The 21,010-nt window shown below is 67.0% G+C and carries 15 protein-coding genes and 1 pseudogene; 5 read left to right on the top strand and 11 right to left on the bottom strand.

What is annotated here, in order from left to right; genetic code table 11:
• Positions 1-123 precede the first annotated feature (123 nt).
• On the top strand, positions 124-306 hold the full coding sequence (locus tag U4Y88_RS06685) for a hypothetical protein (RefSeq protein WP_027821027.1): 183 nt from the start codon (positions 124-126) through the stop codon (positions 304-306).
• Between the two features lie 112 nt (positions 307-418).
• On the opposite strand, the gene U4Y88_RS06690 is transcribed toward U4Y88_RS06685, so the two are convergent.
• The 4 genes and pseudogenes from U4Y88_RS06690 to U4Y88_RS06705 form a co-directional block, all read right to left on the bottom strand.
• A complete protein-coding gene (locus tag U4Y88_RS06690; RefSeq protein ID WP_310634286.1) occupies positions 419-1,165 on the bottom strand; it encodes a thioredoxin family protein in 747 nt (248 codons plus the stop codon).
• A gap of 32 nt (positions 1,166-1,197) precedes the next feature.
• Positions 1,198-1,536, bottom strand: a complete 339-nt coding sequence (locus U4Y88_RS06695) for an SRPBCC domain-containing protein (protein ID WP_321783071.1) — start codon at positions 1,534-1,536, stop codon at positions 1,198-1,200.
• Positions 1,536-2,033, bottom strand: coding sequence for a metalloregulator ArsR/SmtB family transcription factor (locus U4Y88_RS06700; RefSeq protein ID WP_321783073.1), 498 nt, complete (start codon positions 2,031-2,033; stop codon positions 1,536-1,538). The genes U4Y88_RS06695 and U4Y88_RS06700 overlap by 1 nt, the downstream gene beginning before the upstream one ends.
• Before the next feature lie 357 nt (positions 2,034-2,390).
• A pseudogene (locus U4Y88_RS06705) lies at positions 2,391-3,707 on the bottom strand (NCS2 family permease); the annotation flags it as partial.
• A 729-nt stretch (positions 3,708-4,436) separates the two neighbouring features.
• On the opposite strand from U4Y88_RS06705, the gene U4Y88_RS06710 reads away from it, so the two are divergent.
• Complete coding sequence (locus U4Y88_RS06710) at positions 4,437-5,390, top strand: PRC-barrel domain-containing protein (RefSeq protein WP_224012456.1); 954 nt, start codon at positions 4,437-4,439, stop codon at positions 5,388-5,390.
• On the top strand, positions 5,387-6,655 hold the full coding sequence (locus U4Y88_RS06715) for an MFS transporter (RefSeq protein WP_321783075.1): 1,269 nt from the start codon (positions 5,387-5,389) through the stop codon (positions 6,653-6,655). Before U4Y88_RS06710 ends, U4Y88_RS06715 begins: the two co-directional genes overlap by 4 nt.
• Positions 6,656-7,030: 375 nt before the next feature.
• Here the strand turns inward: U4Y88_RS06715 and U4Y88_RS06720 are convergent, their stop codons facing one another.
• Both U4Y88_RS06720 and U4Y88_RS06725 read right to left on the bottom strand, forming a co-directional pair.
• The gene (locus U4Y88_RS06720; protein ID WP_224012454.1) at positions 7,031-7,504 is read right to left on the bottom strand and encodes a DUF3331 domain-containing protein; all 474 of its coding nucleotides are present in this window, start codon (positions 7,502-7,504) and stop codon (positions 7,031-7,033) included.
• Positions 7,505-8,326: 822 nt separating this feature from the next.
• The gene (locus tag U4Y88_RS06725; RefSeq protein WP_224012453.1) at positions 8,327-9,232 is read right to left on the bottom strand and encodes a LysR family transcriptional regulator ArgP; all 906 of its coding nucleotides are present in this window, start codon (positions 9,230-9,232) and stop codon (positions 8,327-8,329) included.
• A gap of 126 nt (positions 9,233-9,358) precedes the next feature.
• Between U4Y88_RS06725 and U4Y88_RS06730 the strand changes: the two genes are divergently transcribed.
• On the top strand, positions 9,359-9,976 hold the full coding sequence (locus U4Y88_RS06730) for a LysE/ArgO family amino acid transporter (protein WP_310631695.1): 618 nt from the start codon (positions 9,359-9,361) through the stop codon (positions 9,974-9,976).
• A 45-nt stretch (positions 9,977-10,021) separates the two neighbouring features.
• Here the strand turns inward: U4Y88_RS06730 and U4Y88_RS06735 are convergent, their stop codons facing one another.
• From U4Y88_RS06735 to wecB, 5 genes are all read right to left on the bottom strand, one after another.
• Complete coding sequence (locus tag U4Y88_RS06735; protein WP_321783076.1) at positions 10,022-10,933, bottom strand: hypothetical protein; 912 nt, start codon at positions 10,931-10,933, stop codon at positions 10,022-10,024.
• An 11-nt stretch (positions 10,934-10,944) separates the two neighbouring features.
• Entirely contained in the window at positions 10,945-13,524 is a 2,580-nt protein-coding gene (locus U4Y88_RS06740; protein WP_321783078.1) for an NfrA family protein, read from the bottom strand.
• Complete coding sequence (locus U4Y88_RS06745) at positions 13,521-15,698, bottom strand: glycosyl transferase family protein (RefSeq protein WP_415774406.1); 2,178 nt, start codon at positions 15,696-15,698, stop codon at positions 13,521-13,523. Before U4Y88_RS06745 ends, U4Y88_RS06740 begins: the two co-directional genes overlap by 4 nt.
• Positions 15,699-15,700: 2 nt before the next feature.
• Complete coding sequence (locus U4Y88_RS06750; RefSeq protein WP_321783080.1) at positions 15,701-18,022, bottom strand: cellulose synthase; 2,322 nt, start codon at positions 18,020-18,022, stop codon at positions 15,701-15,703.
• Positions 18,023-18,175: 153 nt separating this feature from the next.
• Positions 18,176-19,369 carry a non-hydrolyzing UDP-N-acetylglucosamine 2-epimerase gene (gene wecB, locus U4Y88_RS06755; RefSeq protein ID WP_321783082.1) on the bottom strand — a complete coding sequence of 398 codons (1,194 nt, stop codon included), beginning with the start codon at positions 19,367-19,369 and terminating at the stop codon, positions 18,176-18,178.
• Positions 19,370-19,961: 592 nt separating this feature from the next.
• On the opposite strand from wecB, the gene U4Y88_RS06760 reads away from it, so the two are divergent.
• Complete coding sequence (locus U4Y88_RS06760; protein ID WP_321783084.1) at positions 19,962-20,954, top strand: ferritin-like domain-containing protein; 993 nt, start codon at positions 19,962-19,964, stop codon at positions 20,952-20,954.
• The last annotated feature ends 56 nt before the right edge of the window (positions 20,955-21,010 follow it).

A 21,010-nucleotide genomic window follows, 5' to 3' on the forward strand; every position in this document is an offset into this window, starting at 1 on the left:
GCTGCAAAAATACCTGTGTAGTGGGCGGTATTGTTGCGTATCCGTAAGGTCCATCCGCTAGAATCGCGCCGGTTTGCACTACCCGCCGGCCCGTTTTCTTCGGATCGGCACCCGGATATGCCGATGCTCCTCGCGCTGAACTTCGACTGGCTGACTAACCTGCTCGCCATTCTGTTCGTCGTCGCTTGTCTCTACGATGCGCGCTACGACGAATACGGCACGCTGACCCTCGCCGCCGCTGCCATGGGTCTGATCGTGATGGCGATCGAAGTGCTGCTGCGCCCCGCGTTCGAGATGTCGCTCTAAGCCGACTCTCGCGTTCGCGACGCCGCAGTGCGGCGCTCGCCCCTGGTGCTTTCATTCACGTTTCGCAGCACTTTCCGCGCGCCTTCGCCGCCTGACGGCGAGATTCATCCGCTCAATGTTCCGACTTGTCGTGCGCGCAACACGCGTGCGTCTGCGGGCTGTCGTCGTAGCGGTCGTGGTGGCGCATCCACTCGTTCATATCGTGCGTTTCGTTGCGGCCTTTCGCGGTGAATTCGAGCATCGCGTAAGTCGCGATCGGCAACTCGACGCCGCGCGCATACGCCGAATACGTGTGATAAACCTGCCCCGCCTCGTCGCGATAGAACGCGCTGATACCCGGCAATTCGTCGCTCACGTAGTCCTGTTCGCGATAGTTGTAGCGCGCCTTGCCGCGTGCCTTGTCGGCCTCGGAAAACGACACGTTGAAGTCGAAGTTGAACGCGTTGCCAAACGACGACACCCACGGAAACCGCCAGCCCATACGCTCCTTGAACGCTGCGATTTTCGCGAGCGGCGCGCGCGAGACGGCCACATAGGTCACGTCGTGATGCTCCAGATGCGGCAGCATGCCGTCGACGTGATCGGAGAGAAATGAGCAGCCTGGGCAGCCCTCTTCCCAGTCCGGGCCGAGCATGAAGTGATAGGTCAGCAACTGGCTGCGCGAACCGAACAGTTCGGCGAGCGTGCGCGGACCGTGCGGCGTCTCGAAGGTATAGGTTTTCTCGACCTTGACCCACGGCAGCGCCTGGCGTTTGGCGACCAGCGCGTCGCGCGCATGCGTGAATGCATGCTCGTCTTCGAGCAGCGCCTCGCGCGCCTTCAACCATTCGGCCTCCGAAACAATCTTGTGCGGCTCCATCATGTCTTCCTCCTTCGGTTGATCGTCGATGCTTACTCGAACAATTCCACCAGCCGGTCGAACGCACTCGACCAGCCATCGCGATGCGCGTCGCGCGTCTCTTCGTCGAAAAGACGTTCGTGGCGCAGCGTGAGTTCGGTGGTTTCGCCTTCTGCGCGCAGCACGACGCTCACGCGCGATTCGCGCTCGGGCGTGCTGCGCCACGCCCACGTGAACACCAGTTTCTGCTCGGGCACGATCTCGAGATACGTGCCGCTCACGTCGTGCTCCTCGCCGTCGGGCGAGCGCATGATCACGCGAAAGCGTCCACCCACGCGCACGTCGGCTTCGGCGTGCAGACAGGTCGTGTCGAGCGGATGCATCCAGCGCATCAGTTGCGCCGCTTGCGTCCATGCCGCGTAGACCTTGCAGGCGTTCGCGTCGAGTCGGCGGCGGAGAATGAGAACGGGGACGCCTCGGGCGGCGTCGGCTGCACGGGCTGCGTCGCTTGCAGCGCTGGCGCCGCCTGTAGCGGCGAAATGTTCGGGTCGGCTGGACATGCGTCTTCCTCCACGAAAGCGGCGAGACGATCGAGTGCGTCGTTCCAGAAGCGCTGATAGTGCGCGAGCCACTGCATCGCGTCCTCCATCGGCGCGGCCGCGAGGCGGCACGCGACTGTGCGTCCGGTTTTCTCGCGGGTGACGAGGCCCGCCTCGGCGAGCACGTCGAGATGCTTAATCACGGCGGGCAAGGACATCGCGAACGGCTGCGCGAGCGCGCTCACCGAGAGCGCGTCCTGCTGGGCGAGCCGCGCGAGCAGCGCGCGCCGCGTGGGGTCCGCGAGCGCGGCGAAGGTGCGGTTCAACGCGTCGTCTTCATACTTAACCATGCGGTTTAGCATAGGACGCGAGACGCGGAAGTCAAGGCGCGCGATTTTTGCCGGTTCCGGCAATAAATCGGCCAGTAAAACACGTGCTCAACCGGCCAAATCCGGCGGCAAATCGCCCAGTAAATCGGCCGCTGAATGACGGGGTCGAATACGCGTTAATCACGCGGTTCGCGCGGTAAATCACGCGGCATCGCACAATCGATGCGGCGGCGAGCACTAATGAATCCACGCTTCGCGCGCCCATAAAATGCCGCACGGCCCGCGCCGCCGCCAGGCGAACGCGAGCCGTGAAGCCGGCCGGACGGACCGCCGTAGCGGCGTCCCGCCGAAGACCGGACCGTCTGAGCGCAACACGCGTCAGATGGCCCAGCCGCCCAGGTAGAACGCCGCGAGCACCACGGCGATGATGACCGTGCCGACGTTGAGTTTCTTGATCTCGCCGCTCACCACGCGGCCGATCACCAGCGTGGAGAAGCCGAGCATGATGCCCGTGACGATGTTGGCGGTCAGCACGATGAACACGGCGCAGACGAGGCCCGCCATCGAATCGACCATGTCGCTCATGTCGAGGCGCGCGACGCTCGAGAGCATCATCAGGCCCACGTACATGAGTGCGGGCGCGGTGGCGTACGACGGCACGAGGCCCGCGAGCGGCGCGAAGAACATCACCGCGAGGAACAGCACGCCCACCACGGCGGCGGCCATGCCGGTCTTCGCGCCCGCCGCCACGCCCACCGTCGATTCGATGTAGGCCGCCGCCGGCGCGCCGCCGAAGAAGCCCGAGAAGATCGAGCTGACCGAGTCGGCCGTCAGCGCGCGGCCGCCGTTGACGATGCGGCCGTCGGCGTCGAGCTGGCCCGCCTGCCCGGCCACCGCGCGGATCGTGCCGGTGGCGTCGAACACGGCCGTCATCACGAGCGCGAGCACGCTCGGCAGCACCGTCAGCGAGAGCGCGCCCTTGATGTCCATCGCGCCGATCAGCGAGGCATGACCGGGCGCCGACAGCGACGGCCACGCGAACACGCCATGAAACGTCACGGCCGGATCGAGCGCGAGCCCGAGCGCGGAGATCGCCACGATCACGATCAGGATCGAGCCCGGCACGCGGCGGCGCACGAGGCCGAAGATCGCCGCGAGCCCGACCACCGACAGGATGACCGGCAGCGAGGTGATGTGGCCGAGCGAGACAGGCAGGCCCGCGCCCGGATTCTTGACGACGAGGCCCACGTCATTGGCGGCGATCAGCAGCAGGAACAGCCCGATGCCGATGCCCGTGCCATGCGCGATGCCGTGCGGCAGGTTGCGCAGGATCCACGAGCGCACGCCCGTGACGGAAATCCCCGTGAATACGAGGCCCATCAGGAACACGGCGCCGAGCGCGACTTCGGGCTTGAGGCCCTTGCCGAGCACGAGGCCGAACGCGGTGAACGCCGTCAGCGAAATGGCGCAGCCGATGGCGATCGGCAGGCGCGCCCACAGGCCCATCAGCAGCGAGCCGAACGCGGTGGTCAGGCAGACGGCCACGAAGACCGCGCTGGTGTCGAAGCCCGCCTTGCCGAGCATGCCCGGCACGACGAACACGGAATAGACCATCGCGAGGAAGGTCGTGACGCCGGCGATGCCCTCCTGGCGCACCGAGCTGCCGCGCGCGGCGATGTCGAAATAGCGTTCGAGCAGGCTCGTCGCGCGGGCGGCGTCGAGGGTGTCGCGGGGATCGCCGTCGCGGACCACGGCGAGGTCAGCGGTCAGTTCGGCGGCGTCGGCCAATGGCCGGGCGTGGGGGTCGAGCATGAGTGCCTCCTTTATCAGCATGCTGAAACGGACCGGCGTCGATGCGCGCGGTCCCGTCATCAGGTTCGTCTCGTCTGTTGAGTTGTCGTGTCGACGCCAGCCGGGCGCGCCTTCGGAGGCGCTGTCTCTATCGGTGGACATGTTTTTATGCTGGATCGAAGGTTAGGCGAACGCGTCATGCGCTCCCATCGCGTAAATCGCATTGAGGACATGCCGCGAGGCTTATATCGCCGTGAACAAGGCCCAGCGGGCGGGCCGCCCCCGCGTTTACCCCGGCGCTTCGGGCGGCGCGCGGCGACCTGCGGGCAGCGGGCCGATGGACGAATCGAATGCCCGCGCGGCGGGTCCGCATCTTGCGCGACCCCGCCAGCCGAACCGGCCGGATGCGAAACCGGCGTGCTCCGCCCGCGCTGCGGGAAAATCGCGGCTTTCACCGCTTCGACGCACTTTTGTCGTCGAAATCGCGGGATAAAAGGGCTGGAAAGACGCAAAAAGGGCCGTTTTAAGCGGATTGCGCCGTCGCGCGGGTTAAACTCTCACGACCCGGTTTGACCCCGCCGCGCGGCGCGCCTGTGCGCAAGCCCGCGCTGGCGCTCCAAGGAGTTCCTGTTGATGAGAGGCGGTTTCGCACGTCCTGTTGTAAATCTTCCGACCCTTTCCGCTCTGCTCGTCGCAGCCGTGCTGTCGGGATGCAGCCTGTTCCGCTCGCCGCCGCCGCCCGAGCCGGAGGCGCCCGTGGCCGCGAGCGAGCCGGATATCGCGAGCGAGCCCGAGGCCGCCTCCGCGCCCGAAGCCGCCAGCGAAACCGAAACGCCCGAAGCCAGGCCCGCGCCGCGCAAGCCGCGTCCCGCGCCGGTGCGCCGCAAGCGCCCCGCGCCGCCGCCGCCCGCGCCGGCCAGCGCGCCGGTCGCGCCGCCGCCGCCGCCGCTCGTGCAGAGCCACGTGATCGAGCGCGGCACCTTCCGCACGCTGCTCGACAGCGAAGTGCAAAAAACCGACGGCAAGGTAGTCGGCCGCGCCGTCGACATGGTCGCGGGCCCCGGCGGCAAGCCGCAGGAGGTCGTCGTCAATCTGCAAGGCTTCATGGGCATCGGCGACCGCAAGGCGAGCTTCCCGTGGAGCGCCGTGCGCGTGAATCCGCAGCCGAAGACGCCGGCCATCACGCTCGCGCTCACGCCCGCGCAGTTGCAGCTGACCGACCGGCCCAAGTCCGGCGGCGCGCAGCCCGGCGTCGGCGAGGCCAGCCCGACGCGCCTGCCGCTGATCGACGCGACGGTGGAGCGCGCCAACGGCGCCAAGGTGGGCCGCGTGGTCGACGTATTGCTCGACGGCGGCGCCGATCCGCTCGCGGTCGTGCTCGACGTGAGCGGCACGCTGGAGAAGCGCCACACGATCGCGGCCGACTGGTCGGCGCTGCACTTCGTCACGAAGAACAACGCGCTCGAAGCGCAGATCGAGATGAGCGACCAGCAGGTGGACGCCTCGCCGCCCTATGCGAACGATCAGCCGGTGCGCGCCGTCAGCCCGAATCCGGCCCCGGCCGCTCCCGCGCGCGGTGCCCAATGATCGGGAAGACCACGCAACTCACCCCCAGTCTCCGCAGCGTGCGCGCGCTCGACTGGCTGAACTTCTTCGTCGCGAACGTGCAGACGGGCTTCGGGCCGTTCATCGCTTCGTATCTGGCTTCGCACAAGTGGACGCAGGGCGAGATCGGCCTCGCGCTCTCGGTCGGCACGATCAGCGCGATGGTGAGCCAGGTGCCGGGCGGCGCGGCCGTCGACGCCCTCAAGAACAAGAAGGCCGCCGCGGCCTGGGCGATCATCGCGATCATCGCCTCGGCGGTGCTGCTGGCGTCCAGTCCGACCGTGGTTCCCGTGATGGCCGCCGAGGTGTTCCACGGCTTCGCGAGCTGCATGCTGGTGCCCGCGATGGCCGCGCTCGCGCTCGCGCTGGTGGGCCGCCAGAATCTCGGCGACCGGCTCGGGCGCAATGCGCGCTGGGCGTCCATCGGCAGCGCCGTCGCCGCCGGGCTGATGGGGCTGTGCGGCGAGTACATCTCGCCACGCGCGGTGTTCTGGCTGACGGCCGCGCTGGCGCTGCCGGCGCTCGTCGCGCTCGCGATGATCGAATACGACAAGCACGCGAACGCGCCGAAACCGCTCAAGTCCGCCACGCCCGGCAACGGCGAGACCGCTGCGGATGGCGAGGCACGCGAGACCATTCTCGACCTGCTGCGTGACAAGCGCATGCTCACGTTCGCGGCCTGCGTCGTGCTGTTCCACCTCTCGAACGCGGCGATGCTGAACCTCGCGGCGGGCGAAGTGACGGCCGGCATGGGCGACAACGTGCAGCTCGTGATTGCGGCTTGCATCATCGTGCCGCAGGCGATCGTCGCGATGATGTCGCCGTGGGTCGGGCGCACCTCGCAGCTCTGGGGACGCCGTCCCGTGCTGATCCTCGGCTTCAGCGCCCTGCCGATACGCGCGCTGCTGTTCGCCGCCGTCGGCAACCCGTACTTCCTCGTGCCGGTGCAGATGCTCGACGGTCTCTCGGCCGCCGTGTTCGGCGTGATGCTGCCGCTGATCGCCGCCGACGTGGCGGGCGGCAAAGGCCGTTACAACCTCTGTATCGGGCTGTTCGGGTTGTCGGCGGGCATCGGCGCCACGCTCTCGACGGCGCTCGCGGGCTTTATCGCCGACCATTTCGGCAATACCGTGAGCTTCCTTGGCCTCGCGGCCGCGGGTGCTGCGGCGGTCGTGCTGGTGTGGCTCGTGATGCCCGAAACGCGCGAGACGATTGAAGAAGAAACGCCGCGAGACGCGCCGGCTTAAGCCTCGCGGAAATCGTCAGACGGAATCGTCGAACGCAAGGCGAGCAGCAAAAAACAAGCCCCCGTCGCAGCGATGCGGCGGGGGCTTGTCACATGCGCGACGTCATAGCGACGATATCGGCGCTACCGCCGCCATCAACGCGCCAGCAGACGTGCAACCCGGTGCGAAGGAGTACGGATGAGTACGGATGAGTACGGATGAGTACGGATGAGTAAAGACGAGACAAGACAGGCCGGACGAACCGGCCTGTCTTGAAGAAAAAGCACGTAGCACGAATGAGCCACCGCGAGGCTACTGCTGCGGATGCGCCTGCTGCTGCCTGCACCCGCTCCACCCTTCAGCCAGCGCGCGGGCCCGAGGCCCGGTTGCACCGCTTCAGGCCGCGAGCGCCTCGTCGAGACGCGCGGCGACGACGCCATTCGGAAACGCGTCGAGCTTGCTCGCGAGGATCATCGCGTCGGCGTTGGCCGGACGATGACGGCGATTCGGGCTCGGACGGAACACCGCGTCGCCCCGGCGGATCTTCTCGCCGGTCAACGCGCACACTGCACTGCGACGCGCGGTGCACACCCGCCACAACTGGTCGGAGTAGCGCCCGTAAGTGGCGTCGCTCCAGCATACGGTGATGCTGTCCGGATCGTGACGCCGGATCAAGGTAATGCCCTGCGCATCCCACGACCGCACCGTGGCGCGGCGCCGGTTGGCCGCCTCCGATGCGCTGCGTGTGATGGGTACCGGTTTGCAGCTTCTGAAGCCCATGGGCTCGCCGTCGGGACTGATAGGCTCCGAAGCGGCTGTCAGAAGATCAATGGTTTGTTGCCATGCGCTGCCGGTATCTAATTTCGTCATAATGCACCTCGTGCACGCGGAAACGATTCAAATATGCCGGTCGAATAAGCACTCTGCCACGCCGGGATTATAGCGCGCGATTCTCGCCGTCCACAGAAAAAACTGAATTTTCACACGATAATTCTGAATCACGAAATACGAGACGTCGATTTTTCAAGTCTGACTATCTGAGCGCAATGATGGTTTCTTTACATTCGGAACTTTTTTCGTGAATTTGTTGATTTTTAACATTGCCACCAGGAAAAAGTAACCGGACGGCAAGTACTAAGACGAGCAAATTTGCCTATTAGCAATACTATTAAGCTATTCAACACATTCGCCGCGCAGCAGCCGCAGCGCCTTATGTGGCGGGCCTGAGCAGGAAACGGCCTGAATCCATGCCGCATAGCAACGCGCATGCGCGCAGATTGGCCGCCGTTGACCGATCAATGAAACGCATGGCCGTCTTAAGACCGATGCGCAGTGGGATTTCGCGTGCGGATAGTCGCGCCGCAGCGCCGCGAATTGTCGCACGCGCCGCCGCGCGCCTTACAGATCTGAATTGTGAGACACGCCTCTATTCCGCGCGGCATTAATGAAAAATGAATTGCGCTTTAGCCGTTTTGTCATGAGGGATTTCAAGCCCATTGCCACGGCATTCCCACGCGATTGCACCAATTGGGCGCGGCGCGCGTCATCCAATAGTCACGGCGATTCCCCGCACGGATAACAACAATTCAAATGGCGGCTAATAGCGGGTGAAAGGCGGATACCGTGAATCACGCATGCCGCCGTCGTGAAGCGATGCACGCGCTGCCTGCGCAGCGTTGCCGAACCCGCTGCTCAAGCGCGGCCCTGATCGAGATAGACCGCCGCCTGGCGGCGCAGCATCGCGCCGAAATCGTCGAGCCAGCCGATCGAGAGACGCCAGCTCTGCCAATAGAGTTCGACGTCGAGCGCGCGGCCCGGGGTGAGCTCAACGAGTTCGCCGCGTTCGAGATGCGGCGCGATCATACGTTCGGGACACATGCCCCAGCCAAGGCCGCTCACGCAGCAGCGCAAAAAGCCCGCGACGTGCGGAATCCAATGCAGCGGCGCGTCCACCTGCGCGCGCGTGATCCGGCGCACGAAGCGCTTTTGCAGTTGGTCCTTCGGATTGAATTCGACGCACGGCGCGCGGCGCAGCGACTCGCGCCCCACGCCATCGGCAAAATAGCGCGCGAAGAATTCGGGCGAACAGACCGCGAGATAGCGCATGCGCCCGAGACGCGTCGAACGGCAGCCCTGCACGGGCTCGGCCTGCGTGGTGACGGCGCCCTGCACGCTGCCGTCGCGCATACGCTGCGCCGTGTGGTCCTGATCGTCGATCACCAGATCGAGCAGGATGCCGCGCTCTACGCAAAAGGCCGCTACGGCGTCGATGAACCAGGTGCCCACGCTGTCGTCGTTGACGGCCACGCGCAAGGTCGGCCGCGCGGCGTCGATCGCACCCGCGACCGTGGGCATGCCGCCGCCCAGTTCCGCTTCGAGCAATTGCACGCGTTCGGTGTGGCGGCACAGCAGCGCGCCCGCCGCCGTCGCCACGCAGGGCTGGCCGCGCTTGACGAGCACCGCGCCGACGCGTTCCTCCAGCAGCTTCACGCGCTGCGAAACCGCCGAGGGCGTGATGTTGAGCGCGCCGGCCGCGCGGTCGAACGAGCCGTGGCGCACCACGGCGGCGAGCGCATCGAGCAGCGCATAATCGAGCATTAGCGTTCCTTAATCGGGATTAACAAAATCAGCTTTGCTTAAGTCGCCTCCGGCCGCAGACTAACGCCATTCGCAGCTCCTGTCCACGTCGCGCCGCCCGGCACGGCCGCATCGTTTCCCATCATCATGAACTGGCTCGCTTTTTCTCATGGCGCGGCGCTGTGCGCGTCGCTCATCGTCACCATTGGCGCGCAGAACGCATTCGTGCTGCGCCAGGGCATCCTGCGCTCGCATATCGGCAAGATCGTGATCCTCTGCACGCTGTCCGATTTCATCCTGATCGGCGCGGGGGTGGGCGGCGCGTCCGCGCTCGTCGAGCGCTATCCGACCTTCGTGCATCTCGTGCTCTATGCGGGGCTCGCGTGGCTAGTGTGGTTCGGCATCGGCGCGCTGCGGCGCGCGGTGAAGCCCACGCACGCCGTGCTCGACGCCGAGACCCAGGCGAACGCGCCGGAGCAGCGCGCGCTGCCCATCATGCTAATGACGCTCGCGTTCACGTGGCTCAATCCGCACGTCTATCTCGACACCTTCCTGCTGATCGGCACGGCGGGCGCGCGCGAGCCGCAAGGTGCGCGGCTGGCCTTCGCGATCGGCGCAATGGCCGTGAGCGCGGTGTGGTTCGTCGGACTCGGTTATGGCGCGCGAGCGATGGCGCCGCTGTTCCGCCGCGCGAGCGCGTGGCGTGTGCTCGATGGCGCGATCGGGTCGATGGTGCTGCTGATCGCGTTTGCGCAGTTGCGTTGATTTTTGCGCTGCGTTTTTCGCTGCGCGCGATTCAAAACGCGCCGCCTAACGCGCCGCGCCTTTACGTATCGCAAGCAACCCGTCGACGAGTTCCGGCGACAGATAATGCGGCCCGTCGAACACATAGACGCGATAGCCGCGATACGCCTCCAGTTGCGGCGCCAGCTCGGCGGCGGTGGCCGCGCGAAAGCCGCCGCCCTGCTTCGGCCTGAACGCCTCCGCGATGATCCTCACGCGCTTCTTGCCCAGATGCGCCGCGAGCGCATCCGCGTATTCGCGCGCCGCCGCCGGGCCGCGCGCATAGACGCCGCAACCGTCCTGCAACAGCACGCCGACATCGCGCGGCAGCCAGCCGTCGAGCCACTTCGCGAACGCCTCGCCGCCGATGTTGCTGGTGTCGTACACGCTGATCCACAGCGGCTTCGGCAAGCGTTCGAGCAGCGGGCCCATGCGCGCGGCGTCGGCCCAGGTGGGATCGGCTTCGACCGGAAAATACCAGCCGGTGATATGCACGGGCGGACGCACCTTCGCGAGCCGCAGCGAACGCTCGACGAGTTCCTCCATGTTCGCGCGCGCCTTCTTCTCGTCCGCATAACCCGCGAGGCCCACGATCACACCGCGCGCCCACGGCTCATTGGAGATTCGCACCCAGTCGGGCACGCGCGGCGCGGGCAGTCCCGCGCCCGCCATATAGGCGACCTCGTCGACGGCGATCCACTGCACCAGCAGTTCGTTGACGCCGAGCTTGTCCCAGTTGCCGTGCAGATCGAGATGATCGTTGTCGGGCTGCCAGACCACGCCTTGCGCGAGCGCGTCGGCGTGCGCGGGCACTTGCAGCGTGCAGCCCGCCGCCGCGAGCGCACAGAGCGCGGCCACGGCCACGCGCGCACCGCGGCGCGCGAGACCCGGCGCGCGCGCGTCAAGCGTCGCGCCACCCTGCGTGATGCGCCTCACCATGTCGCCCTCCCTCAGTAAGACAGCACGGCGCCGAAGAACACGCCGCCCGCGCGGTCGTCGCCCGTGAGTCGCCAGCGGTATTGCACCGAGACATCGACATATGAGCGCGGCGCGTCGTAGAAGGTATCGCGGAACCAGTAGCGCGCGGACACGCCCACGCCCATGCCGACGGGCACGCTGTGATTGATGCTCGAATCGTAGTCCATGCCGATCACGCCATAGGGAAACACGGTGAGTTTTGGGCTGATGCCGTCGAGCCGCCACGTGCGGCCCGCTTCGAAATAGCCGGTCGCGTAGTTCCAGCCGTTGCTCAGGTAGTGACCGACTTCGGCGTAGTCCTGCACGGTCCACCACGACGGCACATCGAGGCGGCGCTCGGTGCCGAAGCCGCCCGAATACGCGAGCCGCACGAGCCAGTCCGAGGGCGCGCGCGAGCCGATCGCGATCAGGCGTTCGAAGGCGATCACCGCGTTGATCGATTCGAACGGCTTCGCGCGCATGCCGATCGCGCCGAGCGCCGTGGAGACGCCGCTGGGCGCGTCGCCCTTCGCGCCGAAGTCCTGATAGACGCGCGCATAGACCTCGAAATTGCGGTCGCCGAGCGAGCCGAACGGACGCCAGTAAGCTTCGGCGCCCATCTGCCAGTTGTTGTACGAGCCCGGCACCGAGCCGGTCGTCACGCCAGGCTGCAAGCCCGCGCCGCGATAGTTGATCGACGCGATGAACCCCCAGTCGCGCGTGACGTCGGCGTGCGCGTTGCGCAGGTCCTGCAATTGCAGCAGGGTGGCGGGCGCGACGCCATCGGGCGGCGCCGTGCCGTAGTCGATCGCGCGTTCGAAATAGCGCGCGGCGGCCTGGTCGAACCACGCGCGATAGGCGCTGTAGCCCGCGTCGCCGGCGGCTTGCGGCGGCAGCTGTCCCGCTGTGTCGGCCTCCGAGAAATATTCGAAGGCGCGACGGTCGGCGCCCGCGCGCTGCGCGAGATACGCGGCAGAGAGCGGCGGCATCGCGTCGAGCAAACCGGCATCGAGCGCCGCGCGCGCTTCGCGGCGCGCGCCATCCAGATCGCCTTGCGCGACCAGCGCGTCGATCAGTTCGACGCGATGCTGCGGATTGCGCGGCGCGGCCTCGACTGCGGCGCGCGCGTATTGCACCGCCGCGTCCTTGTCGCCGCGCTGCGCCGCGAGAATCGACGCGCGCCGCGCCGCGAAGCCCGCATCGGCGGCATAGATATCGCAGGCCGCGCCGCTCGCGTCCACCGCGCAGTCGAGCACCGGGCGTGCATCGTGCGCGACCTGAGACGCACCTTGCGTGACGTTATCCGGTTGCGAGTGCGCCAGCGCCTGACGCGCCGTATAGCGGCGCGCCGCGATCCACACATCGGTGTCGTCGCCTTGCGTGCCGAGCGGAGCGAGCAGGTCGAGCGCGCGCTGCGGCTCGCCTTGCGCGGTCCAAACATCGGCGACGATCACGCGCGCCACGCGCCGCTCGCGCGGCGTGCCGTCTTCGGCTTGCAGCGCCTGCGCGAAATCGGCGTCGGCCTGCGCTGCTTGCCCTTGCGCCGCGCGTGCGTAGCCGCGCATCACGCGGAGCATCAGCGGGGGTTGGATATTCGCGTTCAGTGCATCGCTTGCGGCGGCGTCGAGCGCGGGCATGTCTTTTTTATCGATCAGGATGCCGAACAGTTGAAACCGGTAGCCGATCCGGTCCGGCGCATACGCAATCGCCTTGCGCGCCTGCGTGGCGGCGTCGTCGAAATCGCCGTGCTGCTGCGCCGCCTGCGCGGCGGCGGCGAACTTCGGCGCGAGCCGCGCGCCTGCCTGCAAACGGCGCGCGCGCAGTTCCGCGCTGTTACCGAAGCGCGGCGCGGCATCCTGCGCGAGTTGCCACGCGGCCTCGTCCTGTCCTTGCGCGAGCGCCGCATCGATCGCGAGCAAGCGCAGACGCAGCACGTCGGGCCGCAGCGCGATCGCCTCGTTCGCCTCGCGCGATGCGCGCGCGTAGTCCTTCGCGTCATAGGCGCGATAAGCGTCCTGCGCGAGCACGAAGGCGCGACCCGTGAGATTGTCGGGCGAGCCTTGTCCCGGTTGCGCGGGACGCGCGCGTTTCCCTGCTTGAGCCGCTTGAGCCGCTTGCGCCGCTTGCGTCCCCCGCGACGCGGACGGTCGCGCCTGCGCCGCGATCTGCGCATCGAACGCCTGACGCCGCGCGACCAGAGAAGGCTCCGGCCCGAGTTGCGCGATGGCCTCCGAGAGCGTGCGGCTGCCCGCGCGCCAATCGCCTTGCGCGGCCTCGGCATTGGCGAGCAGCAGACGCAGCGAAGCCACATCGGGCCTTTGCCGAATCGCCTCGCGCGCGTAGCGCTGCGCGGCGGCGTAATCGTGCCGCCCGAACGCCTCGTAGCCCTGTTGCGCGACGCGATAAGCCGCGCCCGAGAGCGGCAGCGCCGCGCCGCCCGTCGGCGCGGACGGCGACGCCTGCGCCCACACCGGCGCACTCGCGCCGAGGCTCAGCCACACGGCGGCCAGTGCCAGCGCGCGCGGCACCGGCCTCATCGAGCCGACATTCGATTGATTCGAATTCCTTCTCATGATGCCGCCTGCGCCGCGTCACGCATGCGCTCCTGCTCCGCGATGGCCTGCGTCAGCGACTCGCGCGAAATCACGCCCTGCTCCACCATATAGTCGCCGATACGCCCATGCTCCGCCGGACGATAACGTTGCAGCGCGGCCTCGAAATCCGCGCGTTTCACCGCGCCGCGTTCGATCAGCAGATCGCCGAGCAACGGTACAGCGGGCGCTTTCCCGGATGGCAACGCGCGACCCGACTCCGCATCGCCCTCTTCCGATTGCGCGATGGGCACGCCGCGCAGCAGCCGCAAACCATCCGCGATCTCGCCTTCGCGCGCGATACGCTGCACGACCGGCCGCCCCGTCTTCGCGCGCAAGGCGGCCAGCGCCTCGCTCGTCAGCGGACTCGCGCAGAGCACGATCAGGTGCCCTGCGCCGTCGTCGCCCTGCGGCAGCACGCGATAACGCACCGCGAGTTCGATCGGCACGTCCCGCGCATGCAGCATGAGTTTCGCGCGGTCGAGCGCCGCGCGCGGCAGGTCGGCCTGAAACGCAATCGCCTCCGCGAGCGTTTCCTCGTCGAGCCATCCGTGCGCCATCAGCACGCGGCCGAGCGGCGCCTCCTGCGCGTGCTCCTCGGCGAGCGCCTTGTCGAGTTCCTCCGGCGCGATGGCCTGCCACGACACCAGCAGTTCGCCGAGCCGCTGACGCCGGTCCTTGAAGCCATCCGACGACGGAAAGTCGTGCATCGTCTTGTCCCATACGAGACGCTTGCCCGTCACCAGATAGTTCAGATACATCTTCCACGCGCGCGACACAGCCATGAAGTTCACGAAATTACCGATCACCATGCGCGGCACCGACAACAGCCCGTGCTCCCAACCATAGAGCCGCGAGACGAAATACACGCGCTGCACCACGCGCATCAGCAGCGCGACGCCGTTGGCCCAGAGCACGATGGTGAGAAACGGCGAATTGGAAAACGGCGACGCGATCAGATCGGGCCGCAAGCCGAGCAGATCGGCGAACGTGAACAACAGGAACTGCACCAGCAGCACATACGCGACGATGCCGACAAACGCCGTGAGAATGCCCTTGCGGTCGCGCGCAAGCAGATAGCGGTTCGCGAACGAGCCGACCCAGCCGGTCTGCTCCCAGCCTTGCAGGCCGATGCCGAGCGTCCAGCGCGCGCGTTGACGATAAGCGGTCCGAAACGTATCGGGGAAATACTCGCGCACGCACAGCGGCATCGTGAGCGTGAATTCGCGCACCGGCCCGAGCCCGAACCACGACTTGCGGCGCGTGGCGAACTGCACGGGAAAGCGCGCGAAGATCGACTGCATGCCCATGCGGCCGAGCCGCTCGCCCACATCGTAGTCCTCGGTGAGCGTTTCGGTATTGAAGGGCTGATTATTCGTTTCCGCCGCGAGACCCGCGAGCGCGCGGCGCGAAAAACAGGTGCCCACGCCCGCCGACGGCACCGCGCCCGCGAGGCTCTCGCGCACCACCAGATCCTTCGCGTGCCACTCGGCGAACTCGTCCATATAGGTACCCGCCACGAGTTCGTACCACTCGCGTTCGAGCGACGCCACCGGCAACTGGATCATGTCCTTGCGCGGCAAGAGATAGTTGAAGAAGCGCAGTTCGAGCGGATGCAGCACGTCCTCGCTGTCGTGCAGGATCACGCCCGCGAACTCGATGCCCGCCTCGCCTTCCATGCGAAAGATCGCCTGCACGATCCAGTTCAGGCAATCGGCCTTGCAGGTCGGCCCGTCGTGCGGCACCTCCACGCGATGCAGTTGCTTGTAGCGCCGCCGCATGCGCTCGACTTCGCCGATGGTCGCCGCATCGTTCTGATAGGTGCCGACAAAGATCACATAGTTGCGGTAATCGAGCACCTTCACGGCGTTCTCGACCATCGCCGCGATCACGTCCTCCTCGCGCCACGCGGGCACCATGATCGCGAGCCACTGCTGCTCGCGGTCGTAAAGCTGCTCGGCGCGCAAGGGCTGAAAGCGGCGCTCGACCGTGAAGTGGCGGATCGTGCGGCGCACCCAGTACCACGCGTCGATAAAGAGGTCGTCGACGCTGGACAGCAGGATGATGACCGCCACGGCCGCCGCCAGGTACTCCATGCCCTGGTAATAGCGGCCGGCGACGTAGTTCAGCCACCAGTCGATTGAGGTCCAGTTCACGCTCAGCCCTGCGGATTCGCACCGCCACCGGCCGCGCCCGGCCCTCCGTCGTCGGGACCGCTGCCCGCGTGCGCGCTCGAACTCTCGGCCTGCGCCGCCGCGGCGGCCGCCGTGCGCTTGCGTGCGCGGCTGCGCGCCCAGCCCGCGCCGATCAGCAGCAACAGCAGCAGCGCGATGGCGAGGGTCGGCACGCCCCAGGCCGTCCAGTGACGCGTAAACCACCCGCGCTGATCGTCGGCCGGCGGCACACCGCCCGCGTACTGCGTATCGAACTGCTTGACCACGCCCGAACCGTCGACGATCGCCACGTCGCCCTGCAGCAGTTGCAGGCTCGCGGGCAACACGGGCGGCGCGCCCACGCTCCGATACAGCACGCCCGGCGTACTGCCCGCGCGCGCCACTTCGATCACGCCAAGCTGCGCGAGCCCCGACATATCGACGAGCGTCGAGCCGCCGCGGCCCTTCAGCGTGATGCGGCCATCGGCAAAACTCGCGTGGCCTGCCTCCTGATTGAGCGGCACGTCGGCGGCGAGGAACGCTCCCGAGGGCTGCGCGGCCTGGCCATCGGCGACGACCTGAAGGCTCGCGCGCGCGGGCAACACGCCGACCGCATTCGCGAGACGCGCCACGCGCGGCAGGCTCGCGAGCGGATCGGCGAGATACGCTTGCGGCACGAGCACGCTCGACGACTGCGAGAAGCGCGCGACCATGCCCGTGAAATCCTCGCCGAGCGGCCCCTTGCCGAGCACCAGATAACTGCTCGGCAGCACCGCCGCCGGATAACCCTGCTCGCGCGGCCGGCAGCCGCCCGCGGGCTGGCGCTGGAACAGCACGCGCAGCGTGTTGGTGGTGCCGAGCGCGTAGACCGGAATGTCGGCGCTCACGCGCTGGGCGCGCCCGTCGGTGTCGAGCAGATGCGAGCCGATCAGTACGCCGTTGAAGAAGATCGACGCGGTCTGGCCGTTGCGGTCGGCGGCGGGCGCGGCGGCGAGATCGAGCACCACACGGCGCGGGATCTTGCCGTTGCCGCTCACGGCCGCGAGATCGAAATGCGCCTCCCACGCCGCACTCGTCAGCACGTCTAACGTTCGTGGCGTGCCGCCGATCAGCGAGAGCGCGAGACGGTCGCTGTCGCCGCCCGCGCTCAGATTCGGCGACGGCGCGAGTTCGTGCACGACGAGCCGCTTCGACGCGTCGATACCGCTCCACACGCGCGAGAGCGCGTTCACACCGAGGTCGTCGCCGACCACGACGGCGGGCAGTCCGCCCAGATGCGCGAGCGCGACCTCCCCCTTCTCCCCCTCCGATGCGCCCGAGAGCAATTTGCCGCCCGCGCGCTGCCGCCATGCGTCGAACGCCGCGCTCGCATCGGCGGACGCCGCTTGCACCTGCGCACGCAACGCGTCGAACGCCTCGGCCGTGCGCGCGCGCAAAGCGGCATCGACGACCACGACGTTCGGCGCGAACACGCCCGCCGGCGCGAGCGCGATCAACGCGCCGAGTTCGGCAGGATTCGCGAGCTTGTGATCGCCGCCCGTCGCGAGCGCCGCGAACGCGGGCACCGCCTGCAACGCGGCGGGCACCTGCACGCTGCCCAGATGCACGGTGTCGCCGACGGCGGGCACGATCTGCGTGACGGGCGTCGCGCCGCCGCGCATCAGCAAGGCTTCGAGCCGCCATGCCACGTCGTAGGCGGCGGAATCGAGCTTACCCGCGCCGATCGCGACGACGGGTTTGGCGGGCAGCGCGCTCCACGCGGTGCGCACGTCCTCGATCCTCGACGTGTCGAACTGATACGTGAGCCGCGTCGTGGGCGCGACGCGCCAGAGGTTGGCGATGGCCGTCTGGTCCGTGCAAAACGTATCGTTGAGCACCGACGACCATTGCAGCCCCACGCGCACGAAACCCGACGCGCGCGGTGCGCCGTCGACGCCGATGCTTAGCGAGCCGTCGCCGTGAGCGTCGGCGGGCGTGCGCGCCTGCACGGGCGAGCCATCGAGCGAGAGCACGAAAGTCGTGCGGCCGCCGTTGCCGCGCAGATAATTGGCATCGAGTTGCAGCGTGGCGTTGTCGATCGGCAGATTCGCGGGCACCGGCAAATAGAGTTCCTGCGCCATGTCGGGCGCGCGCAAAACGACGGGCTCGCGCACGCCGAGGTCCGCGAGCGACACCGTGCGCGACTCCACGCGCCCCGCGCCAAGCTGCGCGAACGCAGCGGCGAGATCGCCGGGCGCGGCTTGCGCCGCCGCGCACCATGCGAGGCAGATCGTGCCCAGCAGCGTGGCTGCATACGCGCCGCCGCGCCGCATCGGTCTATGCGTCAAGCCCCGCTCGCGATGATTTTCTTTAGCATCACCAACCATCTCCATCCGATGCGAAGTCGAATTCGATATCACGTCATGGACCTCATAGTGGTCGGCGCGGCGCGGACCGCGCACGAAGCGGCCGAAGCGCGTCTGAAGCGCACGCGAAGCGCACTACGCTTCGGGACGCGCGGCCAGCACCGGATGCAGATAGCCGGGCAAGGCGTGGCTCGCGAACGGCGTGAACGGCTTGCCGACCAGCGCGGCGACGATGCGCTCCGAGGCGTGCCCATCGCCATACGGATTCACGCGGCGCGCAAACGCACGGCGCTCGTCCTCGTTATCGACGAGGTCGAGCACGGCGCGCTGAATCGCGGCGCGATCGGTGCCGATCAGCTTGACCGTGCCCGCCGCGAGCGCTTCGGGCCGCTCGGTCACGTCGCGCATCACGAGCACCGGCTTGCCGAGCGCGGGCGCTTCTTCCTGCACGCCGCCCGAATCGGTCAGCACGATCGCCGCGCGCTGCATGAGCCGCACGAACTCGGGATAGTCGAGCGGATCGGTGAGATGCACGTTGGGCGCATTGCCGAGCGTGGCGAGCACGGGGCCGCGCACATTCGGATTCAGATGCACGGGATAGACGATCTGCATCTTGTCCGTCTGCGCGAGCGCGGCGAGCGCCGCGCAGATGTGCTCGAAGCCCGCGCCGAAACTCTCGCGGCGATGCCCCGTGACGAGCAGCAGCGGCCTGCCCGTGTCTTCGGGTTCGAGAAAGGGAAATTGCGCGTCGATGCGCTCGCGCATCGCGGTATCGCTTTCGAGCCGCGCACACATGAGGCGCAACGCGTCGATCACCGTATTGCCGGTGACGACCACGCGCCCGGTGAGCGCCTCCGCGTCGAGATTGGCCTGCGAACTCGCGGTGGGCGCGAACAGCAGATCGCTGACCACATCCACCACGCGCCGGTTCATCTCCTCGGGCCACGGCTCGAACAGATTGCCGGTGCGCAAGCCCGCTTCCACATGCCCGACCGGAATGCGCCGATGAAACGCCGCGAGCGCGCCCGCCATGCTCGTGGTCGTGTCGCCATGCACGAGCACGCGCTCGGGCTGCTCGGCGGCGAGCACGTCGTCGAGGCCGGTGAACAGGCGCGCGGCGAGACCGTTCAAGGTCTGGTTGGTGGTCATCGCGGCGAGGTTGTGCGCCGGCACGATGTCGAACAGGTCGAGCACCTGCTGCAACATGCTCTGATGCTGTCCGGTCACGCAGACGACCGACTGCACGCCGGGCTCCGCTTCAAGACGCTTCACGAGCGGCGCCATCTTGATGGCTTCGGGCCGCGTTCCGAATATCGACAGGATGCGCACGGGCTAGCTTCCGGTTAGGGCGGGCTCTGGCGCCGCGTGAGGCCGCCGACATGGCAAGGCCCGCGCGCGACGCCCCCTGTTTCGACTTCCATACGACGAAAAAGCGGTGATGCGCCGCGTGGCGGCGAATCGAACCTCCGGCACAGGCTATATCGAATGGGAATCTCGCGCTCTGTACGTGTGCTATTTAATACACAGCGTAATTCGCATGGATTGCCGCGATGAAAATGGCATAAAGCGGCGCGCTGCCATGATGCTTTTTATCGAAATGACTAGAACAATCGTTCACAAAAGCGAAACGATCGACACCTGTCGCATGCGGTTTTCACCCTAAAAACAGGGACAAACTTCGCGCCACGCGCATAGGCGATTTACCCGCTGCATACAAGCCGAATCCAGTGATCTGAATCGGGTCTCTTTACGCACACCAAGTGCCGATCAGTGACACAATTACCGATCATGATCGGCATGAATTGCGGCAGCCTCCGAATGACCGGCAATAACCGGCACACGCATTCATACCGTATTCAGCGCGCATTTATTTTGTGTTTGCGTCATTGCCGTATTCCGCCCAACCTGGAGCCGCTTTCAGATGGACGATCAGGTCATCGACAGCTTCGACACCGCGCAACTCATTCCGGGTTTCAGCGCGCCGCCCTTGCCGAAGCATCGCCCGGACCGTGGCGCGCTCGACGCCGCGGACTACGCCACCCGACACTGGACCAGCAAGGCGAGCGGCCCGCTCACACCCGGCTCCGATCTGCATCGCAGCGAAACCTGCCGCATGTTTCGCGAAACCTTCAATCCGTACCGCCCTGCCGTGCTCGAATGGCCGACGCTCGAACCGGCCGCGCTCAAACGCATCGTCGAGTTGCCGATCTGGGACATCGCGGTGCAGACCGAGGGCAAGGCGCGGCTGCGCATGGCCGCCTACGCCGCCTCGCTCGACGACCCCGACATGCGCGCCGCCCTCGCGCTCAACGCCTGGGAAGAAAACCGCCACAAGGACGTGCTCTCGCGCCTCGTGGCGGCATACGGCATCGCGCTCGCGAGCGAGCCGCCCTATGTGTTCCCGAAGGACGCCGAATGGGCCTATCTCGTCACCGGCTACAGCGAATGCGTGGACAGCTTCTTCGCCTTCGGCCTGTTCGAAGTCGCGAAGCGCTCGGGCCTCTTCCCGCCCGAACTGATCGACACCTTCGAACCGGTGATGCAGGAAGAGTGCCGCCATATCCTGCTGTTCGCGAACTGGATCGGCTGGCATCGCGCGCGGCTGTCGTGGTGGCAGCGCATCGGCTTCGAGTTACGCGTGGCTGCGGTCTGGGTGTTTCTGGGCTGGGAGCGCGTGGGCCTCGCGCGCGCGATGGACGCCGACGGCAATGAGCATCAGCACGACAATAACTTCACGATGAACGGCGCGCAGTCGGTAACCGATGTCGATATCAGCGTGCCGGAACTCATGCGTTTGTGCCTGGCGGAAAACGACCGGCGTTTTTCGGGCTACGACACGCGTTTGCTACGGCCCGAAACGATGCCGAAACTCGTGCGCTTCGCCTTGCGGTTTGTGCGCGATAAACGGCGTTGAGACACGTGTCTCGCCTATAAAAAAACGCCGGAAAACCCGGCGTTTTTTATGCGTTG

The organism is Paraburkholderia sp. J94, from assembly GCF_905220285.1.
In the GTDB taxonomy this organism is placed as follows: domain Bacteria; phylum Pseudomonadota; class Gammaproteobacteria; order Burkholderiales; family Burkholderiaceae; genus Paraburkholderia; species Paraburkholderia tropica_A.

What these genes read in the sequence shown, in the direction of transcription:
- U4Y88_RS06685 (WP_027821027.1), top strand. Translation starts at nt 124, where the DNA reads ATGCTCCTCGCGCTGAACTTCGACTGGCTGACTAACCTGCTCGCCATT.
- U4Y88_RS06690 (WP_310634286.1), bottom strand. Translation starts at nt 1,165, where the DNA reads ATGGAGCCGCACAAGATTGTTTCGGAGGCCGAATGGTTGAAGGCGCGC.
- U4Y88_RS06695 (WP_321783071.1), bottom strand. Translation starts at nt 1,536, where the DNA reads ATGCGCTGGATGCATCCGCTCGACACGACCTGTCTGCACGCCGAAGCC.
- U4Y88_RS06700 (WP_321783073.1), bottom strand. Translation starts at nt 2,033, where the DNA reads ATGGTTAAGTATGAAGACGACGCGTTGAACCGCACCTTCGCCGCGCTC.
- U4Y88_RS06710 (WP_224012456.1), top strand. Translation starts at nt 4,437, where the DNA reads ATGAGAGGCGGTTTCGCACGTCCTGTTGTAAATCTTCCGACCCTTTCC.
- U4Y88_RS06715 (WP_321783075.1), top strand. Translation starts at nt 5,387, where the DNA reads ATGATCGGGAAGACCACGCAACTCACCCCCAGTCTCCGCAGCGTGCGC.
- U4Y88_RS06720 (WP_224012454.1), bottom strand. Translation starts at nt 7,504, where the DNA reads ATGACGAAATTAGATACCGGCAGCGCATGGCAACAAACCATTGATCTT.
- U4Y88_RS06725 (WP_224012453.1), bottom strand. Translation starts at nt 9,232, where the DNA reads ATGCTCGATTATGCGCTGCTCGATGCGCTCGCCGCCGTGGTGCGCCAC.
- U4Y88_RS06730 (WP_310631695.1), top strand. Translation starts at nt 9,359, where the DNA reads ATGAACTGGCTCGCTTTTTCTCATGGCGCGGCGCTGTGCGCGTCGCTC.
- U4Y88_RS06735 (WP_321783076.1), bottom strand. Translation starts at nt 10,933, where the DNA reads ATGGTGAGGCGCATCACGCAGGGTGGCGCGACGCTTGACGCGCGCGCG.
- U4Y88_RS06740 (WP_321783078.1), bottom strand. Translation starts at nt 13,524, where the DNA reads ATGAGAAGGAATTCGAATCAATCGAATGTCGGCTCGATGAGGCCGGTG.
- U4Y88_RS06760 (WP_321783084.1), top strand. Translation starts at nt 19,962, where the DNA reads ATGGACGATCAGGTCATCGACAGCTTCGACACCGCGCAACTCATTCCG.